This is a genomic window from Ideonella sp. (genome assembly GCF_041914305.1).
GTDB lineage: Bacteria > Pseudomonadota > Gammaproteobacteria > Burkholderiales > Burkholderiaceae_C > Ideonella.
On sequence record NZ_JAYSDQ010000006.1, the window covers coordinates 129115 to 146507 of the forward strand.

General features: G+C 71.1%; 13 protein-coding genes. 8 read left to right on the forward strand and 5 right to left on the reverse strand.

From position 1 onward, the window contains the following. Positions 1–36 precede the first annotated feature (36 nt). From ACE3SG_RS10160 to ACE3SG_RS10170, 3 genes are read left to right on the forward strand one after another with little or no spacing between them, the layout of a single operon-like run. Positions 37–1272 (forward strand): TolC family protein, encoded by a 1236-nt coding sequence (locus tag ACE3SG_RS10160; RefSeq protein WP_374564707.1) that lies wholly within the window; start codon positions 37–39, stop codon positions 1270–1272. Then, a complete protein-coding gene (locus ACE3SG_RS10165; RefSeq protein WP_374564709.1) occupies positions 1269–2519 on the forward strand; it encodes an efflux RND transporter periplasmic adaptor subunit in 1251 nt (416 codons plus the stop codon). The genes ACE3SG_RS10160 and ACE3SG_RS10165 overlap by 4 nt, the downstream gene beginning before the upstream one ends. Continuing rightward, positions 2516–5641: an efflux RND transporter permease subunit gene (locus ACE3SG_RS10170; RefSeq protein WP_374564710.1), complete on the forward strand. Its 3126-nt coding sequence runs from the start codon at positions 2516–2518 to the stop codon at positions 5639–5641. The genes ACE3SG_RS10165 and ACE3SG_RS10170 overlap by 4 nt, the downstream gene beginning before the upstream one ends. Before the next feature lie 7 nt (positions 5642–5648). Here ACE3SG_RS10170 and ACE3SG_RS10175 read toward each other — a convergent pair whose 3' ends face one another. Continuing rightward, a complete protein-coding gene (locus tag ACE3SG_RS10175; protein ID WP_374564712.1) occupies positions 5649–6923 on the reverse strand; it encodes an MgtC/SapB family protein in 1275 nt (424 codons plus the stop codon). Then, entirely contained in the window at positions 6920–8011 is a 1092-nt protein-coding gene (locus ACE3SG_RS10180) for a S1C family serine protease (RefSeq protein WP_374564714.1), read from the reverse strand. Before ACE3SG_RS10180 ends, ACE3SG_RS10175 begins: the two co-directional genes overlap by 4 nt. 187 nt (positions 8012–8198) lie before the next feature. Between ACE3SG_RS10180 and ACE3SG_RS10185 the strand changes: the two genes are divergently transcribed. Further along, positions 8199–8486 carry a hypothetical protein gene (locus ACE3SG_RS10185; protein WP_374564716.1) on the forward strand — a complete coding sequence of 96 codons (288 nt, stop codon included), beginning with the start codon at positions 8199–8201 and terminating at the stop codon, positions 8484–8486. Between the two features lie 63 nt (positions 8487–8549). On the opposite strand, the gene ACE3SG_RS10190 is transcribed toward ACE3SG_RS10185, so the two are convergent. After that, complete coding sequence (locus ACE3SG_RS10190; protein ID WP_374564718.1) at positions 8550–9107, reverse strand: YIP1 family protein; 558 nt, start codon at positions 9105–9107, stop codon at positions 8550–8552. Positions 9108–9161: 54 nt separating this feature from the next. On the opposite strand from ACE3SG_RS10190, the gene ACE3SG_RS10195 reads away from it, so the two are divergent. Further along, positions 9162–9617: a MarR family winged helix-turn-helix transcriptional regulator gene (locus ACE3SG_RS10195; protein ID WP_374564901.1), complete on the forward strand. Its 456-nt coding sequence runs from the start codon at positions 9162–9164 to the stop codon at positions 9615–9617. Positions 9618–9696: 79 nt separating this feature from the next. Continuing rightward, entirely contained in the window at positions 9697–10944 is a 1248-nt protein-coding gene (locus ACE3SG_RS10200; RefSeq protein WP_374564720.1) for an NnrS family protein, read from the forward strand. On the opposite strand, the gene ytfE is transcribed toward ACE3SG_RS10200, so the two are convergent. Next, on the reverse strand, positions 10924–11691 hold the full coding sequence (ytfE, locus tag ACE3SG_RS10205; protein WP_374564722.1) for an iron-sulfur cluster repair protein YtfE: 768 nt from the start codon (positions 11689–11691) through the stop codon (positions 10924–10926). The genes ACE3SG_RS10200 and ytfE overlap by 21 nt on opposite strands. A gap of 237 nt (positions 11692–11928) precedes the next feature. Between ytfE and ACE3SG_RS10210 the strand changes: the two genes are divergently transcribed. Together ACE3SG_RS10210 and ACE3SG_RS10215 are read left to right on the forward strand one after the other, a co-directional pair. Beyond that, on the forward strand, positions 11929–12351 hold the full coding sequence (locus ACE3SG_RS10210; RefSeq protein WP_374564724.1) for a universal stress protein: 423 nt from the start codon (positions 11929–11931) through the stop codon (positions 12349–12351). A gap of 127 nt (positions 12352–12478) precedes the next feature. Continuing rightward, positions 12479–15169, forward strand: coding sequence for a GNAT family N-acetyltransferase (locus tag ACE3SG_RS10215; RefSeq protein ID WP_374564726.1), 2691 nt, complete (start codon positions 12479–12481; stop codon positions 15167–15169). Here ACE3SG_RS10215 and ACE3SG_RS10220 read toward each other — a convergent pair. Continuing rightward, positions 15161–17323 carry an ATP-binding protein gene (locus tag ACE3SG_RS10220; protein ID WP_374564728.1) on the reverse strand — a complete coding sequence of 721 codons (2163 nt, stop codon included), beginning with the start codon at positions 17321–17323 and terminating at the stop codon, positions 15161–15163. The genes ACE3SG_RS10215 and ACE3SG_RS10220 overlap by 9 nt on opposite strands. Between the last annotated feature and the right edge of the window lie 70 nt (positions 17324–17393).

Sequence of the window (17393 nt, forward strand, 5' to 3'; positions counted from 1 at the left end):
CGACCAGCGATGTGCCCGTTCGTCTTCGGAGTGTCGATGACCACCCCCTTCTTGCGTGCCGCCGCCTTGGCGGGCGCCTGGCTGACTGCCACCTGGGCCGCCGCGGCGCCCTTGACCCTCGACCAGGCGATCGACCTGGCCGTGCAGCGATCACCGATGGCGCGCGCGGCCCGCGCCGGTGCGCAAAGCGCCGCCGAAATGGCGCGTTCGTCGGGCCAGCTGCCCGACCCGATGCTCGCCGTGGGCGTCGACAACCTGCCCGTCACCGGTGCCGACCGCTTCAGCACCACCGCCGAGGGCATGACGATGAAGCGCATCGGCATCGCACAGGAGTGGGTGCCGCAGGACAAGCGCGCGGCGCGCGAAGCCGCGGCCAACGCACTGGCCGAGCGCGAGTCGGTGATGGAGCAGGTGGCCGCGGCGGACACGCGGCTGCAGACTGCGCTGGCCTATCTCGACGCCTACTTCGCCGGCCAGGCGCTGCAGCTCACCGAGCACAACGAGCAGCACGCGCGGGAAGAGCTCGCCGCCGGCCAGGCGCGCCTGAAGGCCGCCGCCGGCAACAGCGCCGACGTACTGGCGCTGGTCGGCTCGCTCGGCATGGCCGAGGACGAGTCCGAGGAACTGCGCCAACAGCGCGGCGCGGCCGAGGCCGCGTTGCAGCGCTGGGTCGGGCTGGCGGCGCCCGAGCTGAGCGCGCCGCCACCGCTGGCCGCGCCGCCGCAGATCCCGTTCGTGGCCGCCCACCCCGCGGTGGTGGCCAAGCAAAAAGACCTCGAGGTGGCGCGGCAGGACCTGGCCGTGGCGCGGCTGAACCGCCAACCGAGCTGGACCTGGGAGGTTTCGTACGGCCAGCGCACCGGCTACCCCGACATGGTCTCGTTCGGCGTCAGCATTCCGCTGACCGTGGCGCCCGCGGCGCGGCAGGACCGCGAGACCGCGGCCAAGCAGGCGCTGGTCGACAAGGCCCAGGCCGAGCTCGACGACGCCGAGGGCGCGGCCACCGGGGAATACGCCGCGCTGGTCAACGACGCGGCGCGGCTGCAGGCGCGCATCGAGCGCTACCGCGCCACGGTGCTGGTGCCGGCGCAGCAGCGCAGCGTGGTGGCGTTGGCCGCCTACCGCGGCAACCAGATGAGCCTGGTGGCGCTGTTCGAAGCCCGCCATGCCGAGGTGCAGGCCCAGCGCAAGCTGCTCGCGCTCGAGCGCGACCTGGCCCGCACTCAAGCCCAACTGAGTCTCAAGCCGATCGCCCTGGGAGCCGCGCGATGAACCGTCTACCCATCACGCTCACCGCCATGGCCGCTGCCCTGGGCATCGCGGCCGGCGCCTTCTACCTCGGCCGCGGGTCGGTCGAGCCTGCGGTGGCGCAAGCTGCGGCGGCGCCCGCAGCCGCAGCGTCTGCGCCGCGCAAGGTGCTCTATTGGCACGACCCGATGTCGCCTGGGCATAAGTTCGACAAGCCCGGCAAGTCGCCGTTCATGGACATGGAGCTGGAGCCGGTCTATGCCGACGAGGACGATGAATCGGGCAACGCGGCCGGCGTCAAGATCAGCCCGCAGGTGCAGCAGAACCTCGGCCTGCGCACGGTGGCGGTGGCGCGCACCGAAGTCGCCTCGTCGTTCGACGCGGTGGGCAGCGTGCAGTTCGACGAGCGTCTGACCGTTGCGGTGCAGGCCCGCGCGCCGGGCTGGGTCGAGCACCTGGCGGTGCGTGCGCCGATGCAGCGGGTGCGCCAGGGCCAGGCCTTGGCCACCGTCTTCGCGCCCGATTGGCTGGGCCCGCTGAACGAGCTGGTGGCGCTGCAGCGCGCCGGCGCCTCGCCCGACCTGGTGGCCGCGGCGCGTGAGCGCACGCGCGCGATGTCGATCCCGCCCGAGCTGGTCCGCCAGGCCGAAACAGGGGCCACGCCGCAAGCGCGCTACACCCTCGCGGCGCCGTCCAACGGCGTGGTGGCCGAGCTCGGCGTGCGTGAAGGCGTGGCCGTGTCGCCCGGCATGACGCTGTTTCGCATCGCCGGCCTCGACAAGGTCTGGGCCGTGGCCGAGGTGCCCGAGGCGCAGGCCGGCCGCCTGGCGCGCGGCCAGAAGGTCAAGGCCACGCTGCAGGCCGACCCGTCGCAGGCGTTCGACGGTGCGCTGCAAGAGCTGCTGCCGCAGGTCAACGCTGCCACCCGCACGCTGCAGGCGCGCATCGAGGTCGACAACCGGCAGGGCCGGCTGATCCCCGGCATGCTGCTGCGCCTGCGCATCGACGGGCCCGGCGTGTCGCGCCTGGTCGTGCCGGCCGAAGCGGTCATCCGCACCGGCACGCGGGCGGTAGCCATTGTGCGAGCCGGCGACCAACGCTTCGAGCCGCGCGAGGTGACGCTCGGTGCCGATCTTGGCGACCAGCTGGAAATCACCCACGGCCTGGCCGAAGGTGATCAGGTGGTGGCGAGTGGCCAGTTCCTGGTCGATTCCGAGGCGCGGCTGCGCTCGGTGCTGGACCGGCTGGCCACGGGGGAGGGCGCCAAGTGATCGCCGCGCTGATCCGCTGGTCGGTGGCCAACCGCTTTCTGGTGCTGATCGCGACGGTGTTCCTCGTCGCCGCCGGCATCTTCTCGGTCGCGCGCACGCCGCTGGACGCGCTGCCCGACCTGTCCGACACCCAGGTCATCATCCGCACGCCGTACCCGGGCAAGGCGCCGCAGGTCGTCGAAGACCTCGTCACCTACCCGCTGACGACGACGATGCTGAGCGTGCCGGGGGCGAAGACGGTGCGGGGCTACTCGTTCTTCGGCGACTCGTTCGTCTACGTGCTGTTCGACGACAAGACCGACCCGTACTGGGCCCGCTCGCGTGTCGTCGAATACCTGAACCAGGTGCAAAGCCGCTTGCCCGCCGGGGCCACGGCCGCGCTGGGGCCCGATGCCACGGGCGTCGGCTGGGTCTACGAATACGCGCTGGTCGACCGCAGCGGCCGCCACGACATCAGCCAGCTGCGTGCGCTGAACGACTGGTTCTTGAAATACGAGCTGAAGACCGTGCCCGACGTGGCCGAGGTGGCCAGCATCGGCGGCATGGTCAAGCAGTACCAGGTCGTGCTCGACCCGGACAAGATGCGGGCGCTGGGCGTGTCGCAGGCGATGGTGGTCGAGGCGCTGCAAAAGGCCAACCAGGCCGCGGGCGGCTCGGTGGTCGAGCTGGCCGAGGCCGAGTACATGGTGCGCTCGCGCGGCTTCCTGCAGTCGCTCGACGATTTCCGCGCCATCCCGCTGGCCGTGTCCAGCGCCACGCCGGTGCTGCTGCGCGATGTCGCCTTCGTGCAGATCGGCCCCGAGATGCGGCGCGGCATGGCCGAGCTGGACGGGCAGGGCGAGGTCGCTGGCGGCGTGGTGGTGATGCGCTCGGGCAAGAACGCCCGCACCACGATCGAGGCGGTCAAGCTGAAGCTGCAGGCCTTGACGGCCAGCCTGCCGAAGGGTGTGGAGGTGGTGCCCACCTACGACCGCTCGCTGCTGATCGACCGCGCGGTCACGAACCTGCGCGACAAGCTGATCGAAGAGTTCATCGTCGTCGCGCTGGTCTGCGCGGTCTTCCTTTTCCACCTGCGCTCGGCGCTGGTGGCGGTGGTGACGCTGCCGATCGGCGTGCTGGCGGCCTTCGTCGTGATGCACCAGCAAGGCGTCAGCGCGAACATCCTCAGCCTCGGCGGCATCGCGATCGCGCTCGGGGCGATGGTCGACGCGGCCATCGTGTTGATCGAAAACGCGCACCGGCAGCTCGAAGCTTTCGAAACCAGCCACGGCCGGCACCCCACGCTGGACGAACGCTGGCGGCTGGTGGCCGACTCGGCGGCCGAGGTCGGCCCGGCGCTGTTCTTCTCGCTGCTGGTGATCACGCTGTCGTTCGTGCCGGTCTTCACGCTCGAAGCGCAAGAGGGGCGCCTGTTCTCGCCGCTGGCGTTCACGAAGACCTATGCGATGGCCGCGGCGGCGGGCCTGTCGGTCACGCTGGTGCCGGTGCTGATGGGCTACCTGATCCGCGGGCGCATCCCGAGCGAGGCGAGCAACCCGCTCAACCGCTGGCTGATGGCCGCCTACCGGCCGCTGCTGGACGCGGTGCTGCGTTTTCCGCTGGCCACGCTCGCGGTGGCTGCCTTCGTGTTGGTACTGACCGCCATCCCGGTCGCGCGGCTGGGCGGTGAGTTCCTGCCGCCGCTGGACGAGGGCGACCTGCTCTACATGCCGTCGGCGCTGCCGGGGCTGTCGGCGTCGAAGGCGGCCGAGCTGCTGCAGCTGACCGACCGCATGATCAAGTCGGTGCCCGAGGTCGAGCGCGTGTTCGGCAAGGCCGGCCGCGCCGACACCGCCACCGACCCGGCGCCGCTGGAGATGTTCGAGACCACCATCCAGTTCAAGCCGCGGGACCAATGGCGCGCCGGCATGACCCCCGACCAGCTGGTCGAAGAGCTGGACCGCACGGTCAAGGTGCCGGGGCTGTCGAACATCTGGGTGCCGCCGATCCGCAACCGCATCGACATGCTGGCCACCGGCGTCAAGAGCCCCGTCGGCATCAAGGTCGCGGGGCCGGACCTGCCGACGATCGACCGGCTGGCCAGCCGCATCGAAGCCGCGGTGAAGAACGTGCCGGGCGTGTCGTCGGCGCTGGCCGAGCGCCTGACGGGTGGGCGCTACATCGATGTCGACGTGGACCGGCTGGCCGCTGCGCGCTACGGCCTGTCGGTGGCCGACGTGCAGGCGGTGGTCTCGACGGCGATGGGCGGCGACAACGTCGGCGAGGTCATCCAGGGGCGTGAGCGCTACCCGGTCAACGTGCGCTACCCGCGCGAGATCCGCGACTCGCTCGACCGGCTGCGCGAGCTGCCGTTCGTCACCGCCGCCGGGGCGACGGTGCTGTTGAAGGACGTGGCCAGGGTTGCCGTCGCCGAAGGGCCGCCGATGCTGCGCAGCGAGAACGCGCGGCTGTCGGGCTGGGTCTATGTGGACGTGCGCGGGCGTGACCTGCGCTCGGTGGTGCACGAGATGCAGGTCGCGGTGGCGCAGCAGGTGGCGTTGCCGGCCGGCTACGCGGTCTCGTGGTCGGGCCAGTTCGAATACCTGGAACGCGCGAGCGAGCGGCTGAAGCTCGTCGTGCCGGCCACGCTGGCGGTCATCTTCGTGCTGCTGTACCTGCTGTTTCGCTCGTTCGGTGATGCGGCGCTGGTGATGGCCGCGGTGCCGTTTTCACTGGTGGGCGGATTCTGGCTGGTCTGGGCGCTCGGCCACGCGGTCTCGGTGGCGACGGCCGTGGGCTTCATCGCACTGGCCGGCGTGGCGGCCGAGTTCGGTGTGGTGATGCAGGTCTACCTGAACCACGCCTGGCAGCGGCGGCTCGCGGCCGGCGAGCCGGACGACGAGCAGACGCTGCTCGCCGCGATCCGCGAAGGCGCCGTGTTGCGCGTGCGGCCGAAAGCGATGACGGTGGCGGTGGTGATGGCCGGCCTGCTTCCCATCTTGTGGGGCAGCGGCACCGGGTCCGAGATCATGACCCGCATCGCCGCGCCGATGGTCGGCGGCATGGTGACCGCGCCGCTGCTGAGCATGCTGGTGATCCCGGCGGCGTGGTACCTGCTGCACCGCCGCCGCCGGCCGGGCTGACGGCGGTTCAGATCCAGGCCATGGCCGATGCGCCGCCGGCCGCGGCGATGCAGACGGTGGCGATGGCCACGTGCCGGCGCACCGGGCCGCGGCCGAGAATCACCACGGTCGCCAGCTTGACCACCGTGTTGGCCGCCAGCGCCAGCAGCAACGCCACCGCGGCCTGCTCGGCGCCCGGTGGGGCGGTGCGCCCGTCGCTGGCCAGCGAGAGCACGATCGCGTCCACGTCGGCCGCGCCCGCCAGGGCCGACACGGCATACAGGCCGGCGCTGGGCAGGTGCTGCTGGGCCAGCTTCACGATCACCAGCACGACCGCGAACAGCGCGCCGAAGCGGATCGCCGCGCTGAGGCTGAACGGGTTCTTCACGACGATCGGGTGGTCGGCCGTGGTCGTCGCCGCAGCGGCGCCGGCCAGGTAGTGGCGCGCGGCGAAGGCGCCGGTGACCGCGGCCATCACCATCAGCGGCGGCCAGACGACCTGCAGCAGCTGCTGGTTGACGATCGCCACGATCACCGTCACGCGCAAGAACATCACCAGCCACGCCAGCAGGATGCCGGCGCTGATCGCGTCGCTGGTGAAGGGGGTGCCGGCGCGGCTGTCACGCGCGAAGCTCAAGGTGGTGGCGGTCGACGACACCAGCCCGCCGGCCAGGCCGGTGACGGCGGTGCCGCGGGCCGGGCCCAGCCAGCGCATGCCGACATAACCCGCCAGCGACAGGGCTGAGATCAGCACCACCAGCAGCCACAGCTGATAGGGGTTGATCGCTTTCCAGGGGTCGACCAGTTCGTCGGGCACCAGCGGCAGCACGATGACCGAGGCGATCAGCAGCTTGAGCACCGCCAGGATGTCGTCGACACCGACGCGGCGCACCAGCTCGTGCATCGGCTCTTTGTAGGCCAGCACGGCCGACACGGCGACCGCCAGCGCCACCGCCAGCGCCTGGTTGCCGACGACCGCCATCGCGCCCAGCAGCACCACCGCCATCGCGGCGATCTCGCTGGTCATGCCGGGTGCTTCGTCTTGCCCGTCGCGGCCGCGGCGCACCAGGCTGGTGACCGCCATCGCGCCCACCGCGCCGAGCATCACCAGAAAGATCCCGGCGATCTGCAGCTCGCGCGCCAACCACGCCGAGGCACCGCCGGCCAAGGCCAGCAGCGCGTGGGTGCGGATGCCGCCGATCGTGTGCGAAGGCTCGGTGTGCCTTTTCTTTTCGCGCTCGATGCCGACGAGGATGCCGATCAACAGTGCGGCGAGGAAGCTGCGTGCCAGTTCAAGGCTCATGGGTCGGTGGTCAGGTGCCGGTAGTGGCCATCGCGAAACACGGTCAGCCGGGTGGGGTCGCCCGACCGCCAGCGCAGCAAGGCGTCGGCAAAGTCTGCGCTGTCGCCGATCGGCCGGCCGTTCATGCCCACCACGATATCGCCTTTGCGCAACCCCAGCGCGGCGGCCACCCCGTCGGGGCTGACGTCGTTGATCAGCGCACCGTTGGCGTAGGCCAGGCCACGCGCGATCGCCAGCGGCGGCGTCACGTCTGCGAAGCCGGCGCCCAAGCGGGGCCTGGTGCTGCCGCCCGGGCTGGTGATGTCGGCCACGATCTGCAGCACCAGCTCGATCGGCACCGACAGGCTCAGGCTCGGCCCGCCGGGCGAGCCGACGACCGTGCGCAGGTTCATGCCGACGATGCGGCCTTGCGTGTCCAGCAGCGGCCCGCCGGAGTTGCCGGGGTTCAACGCCAGGTCGCTCTGGATGAACAGCAGCTCGCCATCGTCGGCAAAGTGCCGGCTGCGGCCACCGACCACGCCGGCCGCCACCGAGCGATCGAGGCCGTAGGGCTCGCCGATCGCCAGCACCCAGTCGCCCGGCCACAGCGCGTCCGAGCTGCCGAATTCGGGCGGCGCGGGCCGGGTGATCGGCGCGCGGATCACCGCGATGTCGGCATCGCCGTCCACCCCCACCAGCTCGGCCAGCATCACCCGTTGGTCGGCCAGCTTGACGATGATCTGCGTGGCATCGACCACCACGTGCGCCGCGGTGACGATCAGGCCATCGGCCGAGACGAAGAAGCCCGAGCCCAGCTGCACGCTGGCGCCGGGGTGGGCGGCGTCGGTCGGTTCGCTTCGTTCGCCGTCGGCCCGCGAGACGGTGGCGCCATCGTCGTCATCGTCCGGGTTGGGCGTCTGGTGCACGCCGTAGACACCCGTTGCCGCCGGGCCGCCGCGCGCCAGCGCGGTCGCGAAGTTGGCCATCTCGCTGCGAACATGGCCGCGCAGCACCATGGGCCGCACCGGCCCGCTGGCGCAGCCCGCCAGCACCAGGGCCGCGGCCAGGGCGGCCAGCATGGCGAGCCGTGTCTGAATGCTTGAGAACATGGTCGACTCCGCGGGCCTTGCCCAGCTTGCCCTTCGGCTTGCAGTGTCAGCGGCCGATGGCGGCCCCGGCTTGACGGCGCGCAAGTGCGACCAGGAGCCCGCCCGGGGTGGCTCGGCTTGCGCCCGATCAAGTCGGGTCGGCGTGTGCTCCGTAGCATGGCCCGATGCTCAAGTGTTCGACCCCACGATGACCAGCCCGACGCAGGCCGATGCGCTGGCCCGCCGCCGCGAGTGTCTGGTGATGCGGGCCGAGTTGCAGCGGCTGGCGCTGCGCCATGACCTGGCGGCGCTGCGGGCGCAGGTGGCGCCCTGGGCCGACCTGGGCCACGGCGTGGTGGGCCTGGTGGGCCTGGTCGGCGGCGCGGGGCGGCGGCAGCGCAGCAAGACCTTCTCGCTCGTCGGGTTGGCGCTGGCGGCGTGGCGCTGCTGGCGCATGATCCGGCCGAAAGGCCGCCAGGGCAACCGCCGCACCTGACCCCGCCCGCGGGCCGAGACCTGCCTGGCGTTTGGCGGCCGCTGCGGGCACGTGTGCGACGAGTCAGAAGAAGGCGAGCACCAGCAAGAGCGCCCAGGCCGCGAGGCCCGCACTGGTCACCACGTGCACCACCCGCACGGCGGCCATCGACTCGTGCTCGCGGCTCCAGGCCATCAGGCCGTTGTAGAGCAGCGCACAAGAGATGCCCAGCGCGAATGCCGACAAGACCAGGTTGGCGATCAGGCTGGGAATGAGCAGGCCCAGCGAAGCCAGCCACAGGGGCACGGGTGTGATGGCCGCCAGCAGATAGGCATCGTGGCGGTCGACATGCAGCTCGTAGGTCTGGGCCACCTTCTTGATCAGCCAACCCATGGCGACAAATGTCAGCATCTCGGCCAGGAGGAAGACAAGCGCCACCGCGGCCCAGTCCTTGGTGGGCACGAGTGGAGCGAAAGCCTCCGGATAGCGGGTGCCGGCGAAATACAGCATGGCCGGTGGCAACAGGGCCAGCGGCAGGGCCAGCGAGGCGACGACATCGAGGACGGCTGGATGGCGTTGCGCGAGTTCCGGCCAGCCTTCGTTGACGGACCACGGCATCTTGGCGAGCACGGTCAGTTTCATGGTCCCAAAACATCACGTCATGATATTTTGGGTTATAAATTCAGGGTGTCCTCGATGTCAATACTTCGCGAGCAACCCCCCCTGGACAAGGCCGATTTCGAACGCCTGTCCGGCTTTCGCTATCGGCTCCGACGGTTCCTGCGTACCAGCGAGGTGTTGTGCAAGCGCAGCGGGCTGACCGCGCTGCAGTACCAACTGATGCTGCACGTGATCGGGTTTCCGCAACGCCGCTGGGCCACGATCGGCGAGCTGGCGGAACGCCTTCAGGCTCAGCACCACGGCGTCGTTGCGCTGGTCGATCGCTGCGAACGGCTGGGGCTGTTGAAGCGCCAGCCTGGGCGCGACGACAAGCGCGTCGTCGAGGTTCACCTGCTGGCGAAGGGCGAAAAGCTGCTCGAGCGGGTCGCCGCCGAGCACCGGGACGAGATCAGGCGCTTGCTCGGCGAACTCGAAGAACTGGGAATGACGCTGCGGGCGGATGCGGTGACTCCAACGCCGCGCAAGCGGTAGCCGGCGGAGCGCTCTTGCCTGTGCGTTCGCCGTGTGGAAGAGCTTCCGCCAGGCCCGGACAACGCCAGGCGCCGCCGCCATGAGCCCGACACGGTGGCGGCCGCGCACGCTTCTCGATTCACCGCACCGGCTGTGCTTCTTCGGCGCCGGGGTTCAGTGGCTGGCCAGCGCGCTCTGGTGGGCCGCCACCCTGGTGTGGGGGGGCGACATGGCCGGCGTGCCGTCGGTGGCGCTGCACGCGCTGTGGTTCAGCCTCGGGGCGATGCCGCTGTTCATCGTGGGCTTCGTGCTGACGGCCGGGCCGAAATGGGTCCAGGCGCCGGCGGTCGAGGCGTCCGGCCTGCGGGTCGGCGTGGTGGTGTTCTCGCTCGGGTGGCTGCTCACCGCGCTGGGCGCCGCGCTCGATGGCCGCGTGGCCGCCGCGGGCCTGCTGGCGGCGGCGTCGGGCCTGGGCCTGCTCACCTGGCGCGCCGTGCTGATGGTGCGTGGCAGTACCCGCGCCGACACGCTGCATCCCCGTCTCATCGTCGGGGCGCTGGGGCTGATGAGCCTGGGGCTTGTCGGCGCCGCGTGGGCGGTGTGGGCGGCGCAGGGTGGCATGCTTGTGGCGATGGCACGCGCCGCGCTGTGGTGGGGCCCGGTGAGCGTCTTCATCGTCGCCTCGCACCGAATGCTGCCCTTCCTGGGCGATGGCCTGTGGCCGGCGCTCGAGCGGCGCTGGCCACGCTGGCCGCTGTGGCTGCTGGTCTCGGTGGCGGCATCACAAGGCGCCTGGGCCTTCTCGCCCGGCACGGGGGGCGAGATCGGCAGGGGGCTGAACAGCGCCCACCTGCTGCTGGCCTGCGCGGGCAGCGCGGCGCTGACGCTGCGCTGGCTGGGGGCGCCGGCGTTGAAGTCTGCGCTGGTTCGCATGCTGTATGGCGCATCGCTCTGGTGGCTGATCGCCTTGCTGATGCTGGCCGCTGCCGCCTGGCCCGGCCTGGCGCCGGACGCAGCGCGGCGGCTGCATATGGCGGGGCTGCATGCCTTGACCGTCGGCTACCTCGGCGGCACCTTGCTGGCCATGGCGACGCGGGTCAGCGCCACCCACCAGGGGCGTTCACAGGCCATCGATGGCCAGGGCCGGCTGCTGTTTGCGGTGCTGCAGGCCGCCACCGCCCTGCGCGTGGCCGCGGCATGGTGGCCGGCCTACAGCGGCCTCATGCTGCCGGCGGCCGGTGTGGCGTGGCTGCTGGTGGCGCTGGTATGGACGGCGCGGCACGGGCGCTGGCTGGGCCAGCAGCCGGCTGCGCGCGGGCCGAAGGCTTCAGGCGTGGCCCGTGCCTGATGTCGATACACCTGATGTCGATATGCCTGACGCCGCCGTGCCGGCGCAGGCGCAGCCCTCGTCGCACCCGGCCGAGCTGGCGTTGAGGCCCTCGAACAGGATGTTGTTCTCGAGGTGAATGTGCTGCATCAGGTCTTCGCGCAAGGTGTGCAGGCCGGCCAGCAGCGCGCGCCAGGTGTTGCAGGCGCCCCGGGGTTGCACCAGGCCGTGGGCCAGCTCGACCATGCGGGCCAGCGCCTGGCCGTGTTGCTCGTGCTCGAACCGCATCACCTCGACCGGGGGCAGCCCGATCGGCGGCGTGCCGTGGTTGAGCATCGGAAAGAGGATCTGCTCCTCCTTCTGCATGTGGCTCTCCAGCTCACGCTGCATGTCTTCGAGGTGATCGGCCAGGCCGTGCGGGCACTCGGGCCGATCGGCGTGAACCATCTCCACCCGTCGCGCGAGTCGAATGAGTTCGGGCAACTGCTGGCGGTGGCGCTCGTGGTAGCGCGCCACCAGGTGCTCGGTCAGATCGCGCACGCAGGCTTCGCGCCAGTCCCGCTGCTGCACGTCGGCCAAGCCGCCCAGCGCTTCGAGCTGGCGGGCCAGGCTCTCGGCATCGAGGGCCAGGGGCGCGACCGCATCGCGCAGGCTTTGTTTGCCGCCGCAGCAGAAGTCGAGCTGGTGCTGGTGAAAGATCGCGGTGGCGCCGGGGATGCTGCGGGCCAGGTCGCCGAGCGAACGGTCCAGAAGGGGCGAGGCAGTCATGCTTGTACTCCAGGGGTTGGCGCGCGGCGCAGACGTCGCCTGCCCGGGCACCTATAAGACGCATCTGAAGTGTATGTTTTGGGGGGCGACCGGTCCTTGATCCCGGGCAACCCGCGGTGAGGGGCCAGGCGTGGGCCGGTGCCGGCGCAGTGGCCCAGGGCTTGACATCGCGCAAGCGCTGCGAGGGCGGCTGCCGCGACGATCGTGTTTTCCGCACAACCGATTGTTGGACCCGCCATGAAGATTCTTCTCGCCGTCGACGGCAGTGCCACGACCCAACGCATGCTCGCCTACATCGCCGCGCACGACGAGCTGCTCGGCCCGCAGCACAGCTACACCGCCGTCACGGTGGTGACGCCGATCTCGTCGCACGCGTCGGCCAACCTGCCGCAGTCGGCGATCGACGGCTGGTACGAGAGCGAGGGCGACACCGTGCTCGAGCCGGTGCGCAAGTTCGCCGCGATGAACCACTGGGAGCTTCAGACGCGCCAGATCGTCGGCCACGCCGGCGAAGTCATCGCCCAGGTGGCGCGCGACGGCGATTTCGACCTCGTCGTGATGGGCACCCATGGCCACACCGCGTTGGCCAACGTCGTGCTCGGCTCGGTGGCCACCGGCGTGCTGGCGCGCTTGCGCCGGCCGGTGCTGCTGGTGCCCTGAAGGGGTGAACGAAGGTTGGGTCATTCGATTCGCGTAGCCTTGCGCTCGCGTGCCCACCCCGCTTGACCGTGCTCGAGCGGGGCTTTCGGGCCTTGGCCATCATGGCGTTCCACGCTGGGAGACTGCATTGACGATCCGCCATCTCGACCACCTGTTGAACCCGGCCTCGGTCGCGTTGTTCGGCGCCTCCGAGCGGGCCGGCAGCGTGGGTGCCACCGTCTGGCGCAACCTGCAGGCCAGCTTTCGCGGTGCGCTGTACCCGGTGAACCTCAAGCGTGGCCGGCTCGGCGACGCGCCGGTGTATGCCCGCGCGGCCGACTTGCCGGCGGTGCCGGAGCTGGCCGTCATCTGCACGCCGCCCGACACGGTGCCGGCGCTGGTCGCCGAGCTGGGCGCGCTGGGCACGCGGGCGGCTGTCATCGTCACCGCCGGGCTGACGGCGGCACAGAAGCAGGCGATGCTCGACGCGGCGCGCCCGCATGTGCTGCGGCTGCTGGGCCCCAACTGCATCGGGCTGCTGAGTCCGCATGCCGGGCTCAATGCCAGCTTCGCGCACATCGGTGCCACGCCGGGCGAGCTGGCCTTCGTGTCGCAGTCGGGCGCGCTGGTCACCGCGATGCTCGACTGGGCGCAGGGCCGGGCGATCGGCTTCTCGCACATGGTGTCGATCGGCGAGCACTGCGACGTCGATTTCGGCGACCTGCTCGACTACCTGGCCAGCGACGCGCGCACCCGCGCCATCTTGCTGTATGTCGAATCGGTGCAGTCGCCACGCAAGTTCATGTCGGCCGCGCGCGCGGCGGCGCGCAACAAGCCGGTCATCGTGGTCAAGGCCGGCCGCGCCGGCAATGGCGTGAAGGCCGCCACCTCGCACACCGGCGCGATGACCGGGGCCGACGTGGTGCTCGACGCCGCGATGCGCCGCGCCGGCATGCTGCGCGTGGACACGCTGCAAGACCTGTTCACCGCCGCCGAGACGCTGGCGCGTTTTCGCGGCAATCACAGCCCGGTGCTCAGCATCATGACCAACGGCGGCGGCGCCGGCGTGATGGCCGCCGACGCGGCCGCGATGCAGGGTGTGGCGCTGGCCGAGGTCGACCCGGCACTGCTGCAGAAGCTGGACGCGGTGCTGCCGGCCAACTGGTCGCGTGCCAACCCGTTGGACATCATCGGTGACGCACCGGTCGAGCGTTATGCCGCCACCTTGACGGCGCTGATCGAAAGCCCGTCCAGCGGGGCGGTGCTGTTCCTGCATTCGCCGACCGCGATCGTGCCGAGCATCGACATCGCGCGCACCTGCGCGCCGCTGGTGCAGGCCGCACCCGGGCGGGTGATGAGCTGCTGGCTGGGCAGCGCGGCGGTGGCCGAGGCCCGCAGCTGCTTCGAGGCCGCCGGCGCGGCCGACTACCCGACCCCGGAAGAGGCGGTGCGCGCGTTCGCGATGCTGCAGACCTACCGCCGCAACCAGGAGGTGCTGCTCGAAGCGCCTTCGGCCAGCGAGAACCCGGTGCCTGATCTCGCCCAGGCGCAGGCCTGCGTTGCGACCGCGCTGGCGCAAGGGCGCGAGTGGCTCAACGAGGTCGAGGCCAAGACGGTGCTGGCGGCCTACGGCGTGCCGGTGGTCCACACCGTGACCGCGCCGCCCACTGCGGCCGACGCGGCGCGCCTGGCCAGCGAGCTGGGCTACCCGGTGGCGCTGAAGATCGTGTCGCCCGACATCACCCACAAGTCGGACGTGGGCGGCGTGCGGCTCGACCTGCCTGACGCGGCCGCGGTCGAGCGCGCCGCGGCCGACATGCTGGCCGCCGTGCAGGCCGCCAGGCCGCAGGCCCGCCTGACCGGCTTCAGCGTGCAGACGATGGCGCGCCGCCCGCATGCGCAAGAGCTGATCGTCGGTGCCAGCATCGACCCGCTGTTCGGCCCGGTGATCCTGTTCGGCCAGGGCGGCACGGCGGTCGAGGTGATGGCCGACCGCGCCGTGGCGCTGCCGCCGCTGAACCGCAGCCTGGCGCGCGACCTGGTCTCGCGCACCCGCGTGTCGCGGCTGCTGGCCGGCTTTCGCGATCACCCGCCGGTGCACGCGCAGGCCCTGCACGACGTGCTGATCGCCGTGTCGCAGATGCTGGCCGACCTGCCGCACCTGGCCGAGCTGGACATCAACCCGCTGTGGGCCGACGAGCACGGCGTGCTGGCGCTGGATGCGCGCATCCGGCTGGCGAAAGAGCCGGTGGCCGGGGCCGGGCGTTTTGCGATCCGGCCTTACCCGGCCGAGTGGGAGCAGCGGTTGCACTGGCTGGGCCGCGATGTGCTGCTGCGCCCGATTCGCCCGGAAGACGAAGACCAGCACCTGCGCTTCATCCAGCGGCTGGACCCGGAAGACATCCGCATGCGCATCTTCCAGACCCGGCGCGAGCTGCCGCGCAGCGAGCTGGCGCGGCTGACGCAGATCGACTACGACCGCGAGATGGCCTTCATCGCCGTGGCCGACGACGAACAGGGCCAGCCCGAGACGCTGGGCGTCGCGCGCACCGTGCGCGACCCCGACAACACCGAGGCCGAGTTCGCCATCAGCGTGCGCAGCGACCTCAAGGCCAAGGGGCTGGGCCGTCTGCTGATGGACCACCTGATCCGCCATGCGCGCGCCGCCGGCACGCCACGCCTGGTGGGCTGGGTGCTGGAGGAAAACCGCGCGATGCTGGCGCTGGCGCAAGAGCTGGGCTTTGCCCGCGTCGATGGCGAGGACCAGGGCCGCGGCGAGGTGCGCCTGGTCAAGACGCTGGGCCAGCCGTCGGCCGACGCGGTGGTGCCGTCAGTCTGAACCGGCGGGCAGCCGCTGGCGCATGCCTTCGATGAAGCGCTCGAAGTCGATCGGCTTGGTCCAGTAGTCGGCCGCGCCGGCCTCGCGCGTGGCCGCCACCTCGGCGGGCACCGCGCTGGCCGACAGCGCCACCACCACCAGGTCGCGCGTGGCCGGGTCGGCCTTCAGCAGCCGCAGCACGTCGATGCCGGCCATGTCGGGCAGCTGCATGTCGAGCAGCATCACATCGGGGTGCAACGCGCGTGCCTGCGCCAGGCCGCTGGCGCCGTCGGTGGCCACCACCAGGCGGGTGCCGGGCCAGCGGGCAAGCAACTGTTCGACCAGCGTGACGTTGGTCGGGTTGTCTTCGACATAGAGCACCGTGCCGACCGGCGGGCGTGCATCGCCCACCGGGGCCACCACCCGTGGCGGGGCCTGCAGGTCGGGGCCACCGTCCGCCGGGGCGTCCGGCGCCGGCAGCGTGACCCGCACGCTGGTGCCCATCTCGGGGTCGCTGTCGATCGACAGGTCGCCGTCCATCAGGCTGACCAGCTGGCGTACCAGCACCAGGCCGATGCCGGTGCCCTGCACGGCGCTGTGTTCGCGGCCCAGGCGGTTGAAGGGCTGGAACAGCTGCGCCTGCTGCTCGGGGGTCATGCCCAGGCCGTTGTCGCGCACGACGATGTGGACGAAGAACTCGTCGCGCATCAGCTCCAGCCGAACCCAGCCGCCCGGCCGGTTGTACTTGATCGCGTTGGACACCAGGTTCAGCAGCACCTGGCGCAGCCGGTCGGGGTCGGTGTGCAGCTGCAGCTGGCAGGTCGGCGAGTAGGCCTCTTCGAGCCGCACCTGGTGTTGCAGTGCATGCGGCTCGCTGATGTGCAGCACGCTGCGCAACAGGTCGCACAGCACGAAGTCGCGTGCTTCGATCGACATGCGACCCGATTCGATGCGGGTCACGTCCAGCATCTCGTCGATCAGCGTTCGCAGGTGCTCGCCGGCCTGCAACACCAGGTCGATCTGGGCCTGGTGGCGCGGCGCCAGCGGGTCGCGCGTGTCGGTGCGCATCAGCTGGGCGAAACCGAGCACGGCATTCAGCGGCGTGCGCAACTCATGGCTGATGCGCGAGAGAAACTGGGTCTTCGCGCTGTTGGCGGCTTCGGCCGCGGCGCTGGCCATCTTGGCCTTGTCGGCCTGGCGAAGCTTGGTCACGTCGCGGGCGGTCACGGTCATCAGCAGCCGCTCGCCCTCGCCGGCGCGCGAGATCGAGGCCTCCATCGGGAAGACCTCGCCGTTGGCCCGCACGCCGCGCAGCTCGCGCGGGCGGCCCATGTAGCGCGAGGCCATGTCCGAGGCGACAAAAGCGGCCATCTGTTGGTGGTGGGCCGAGCGGTTCTCCAGCGGCACGAAACGGTCCAGCGGCTGGCCGATGGCTTCTTCGGGGGCGACGCCGAACATCTGCGCCGCGGCCCGGTTGAACACCACCACCTCGAAGCGCGCATTGACCGTGATGATCGCGTCCAGCGCCGTCTCGATGATGCTGCTCAGCTGCGCCTGCCTCTCCTGCGCGACCCGCTCGGCGGCCAGGCGGGCCTCTTCGTGGTCGAGGCGGGCGAGTGCGAGGCACAGGTCGGACACCATCTGGTCGACGAGCGCGACCTGGGCGTCGTCGAACACGTCGAGCCGGTCGAAATACAGGTTCAGCGTGCCCACCACGCGCTCGCCCCGGGTGATCGGGAACGCCGCGGCCGACCGCACGCCGAAGGCAGCGGCGCGGGTGCGCCAGGGCAGCGTGCAGTCGTCGTTCATGTAGTCGTTGCAGATGTAGGGCGCGCCGCGCAGCAGCGCCAGCGCGGTCGGGCCGCAGTCTTGCTCGCTGCCCGGGTCTGCCGGCACGCGGATCTCGAGCCCGCTGACATAGTCGCGCGCCGAGTCACTGCACGCCACCGGGACCACCTGGCCGCCTTCGGGCAGCCCGACCCAGGCCATGATCGCGGGGCTCGACGCCACGGCGATGCCGCAGATGGCCTCGTACAGCGCCTGCGGGTCTTTCAGCTGCACGGCGGCCCGGTGCATGTCGGACAGCGCGCGGTAGAAATCCAGCAGCCGGCGCAGCTGCGCGCCGTCTGGCGATTGCCACTGATCGGGCGAGGGGACGAGGGGGACGACGTTCATGTGGGCGGAGGCTGAGGCTGCCAATCTGCCTGGGCCGCCGGGTCCGGCGCTTGATGTTGGTCAAGAGACG

Bases quoted from the DNA above. Each gene is read 5' to 3' on its own strand.
- ACE3SG_RS10185 (WP_374564716.1), top strand. From the start codon at position 8,199: ATGACCAGCCCGACGCAGGCCGATGCGCTGGCCCGCCGCCGCGAGTGT.
- ytfE (WP_374564722.1), bottom strand. From the start codon at position 11,691: ATGACTGCCTCGCCCCTTCTGGACCGTTCGCTCGGCGACCTGGCCCGC.
- ACE3SG_RS10175 (WP_374564712.1), bottom strand. From the start codon at position 6,923: ATGAGCCTTGAACTGGCACGCAGCTTCCTCGCCGCACTGTTGATCGGC.
- ACE3SG_RS10160 (WP_374564707.1), top strand. From the start codon at position 37: ATGACCACCCCCTTCTTGCGTGCCGCCGCCTTGGCGGGCGCCTGGCTG.
- ACE3SG_RS10200 (WP_374564720.1), top strand. From the start codon at position 9,697: ATGAGCCCGACACGGTGGCGGCCGCGCACGCTTCTCGATTCACCGCAC.
- ACE3SG_RS10195 (WP_374564901.1), top strand. From the start codon at position 9,162: ATGTCAATACTTCGCGAGCAACCCCCCCTGGACAAGGCCGATTTCGAA.
- ACE3SG_RS10190 (WP_374564718.1), bottom strand. From the start codon at position 9,107: ATGAAACTGACCGTGCTCGCCAAGATGCCGTGGTCCGTCAACGAAGGC.
- ACE3SG_RS10180 (WP_374564714.1), bottom strand. From the start codon at position 8,011: ATGTTCTCAAGCATTCAGACACGGCTCGCCATGCTGGCCGCCCTGGCC.
- ACE3SG_RS10220 (WP_374564728.1), bottom strand. From the start codon at position 17,323: ATGAACGTCGTCCCCCTCGTCCCCTCGCCCGATCAGTGGCAATCGCCA.
- ACE3SG_RS10165 (WP_374564709.1), top strand. From the start codon at position 1,269: ATGAACCGTCTACCCATCACGCTCACCGCCATGGCCGCTGCCCTGGGC.
- ACE3SG_RS10210 (WP_374564724.1), top strand. From the start codon at position 11,929: ATGAAGATTCTTCTCGCCGTCGACGGCAGTGCCACGACCCAACGCATG.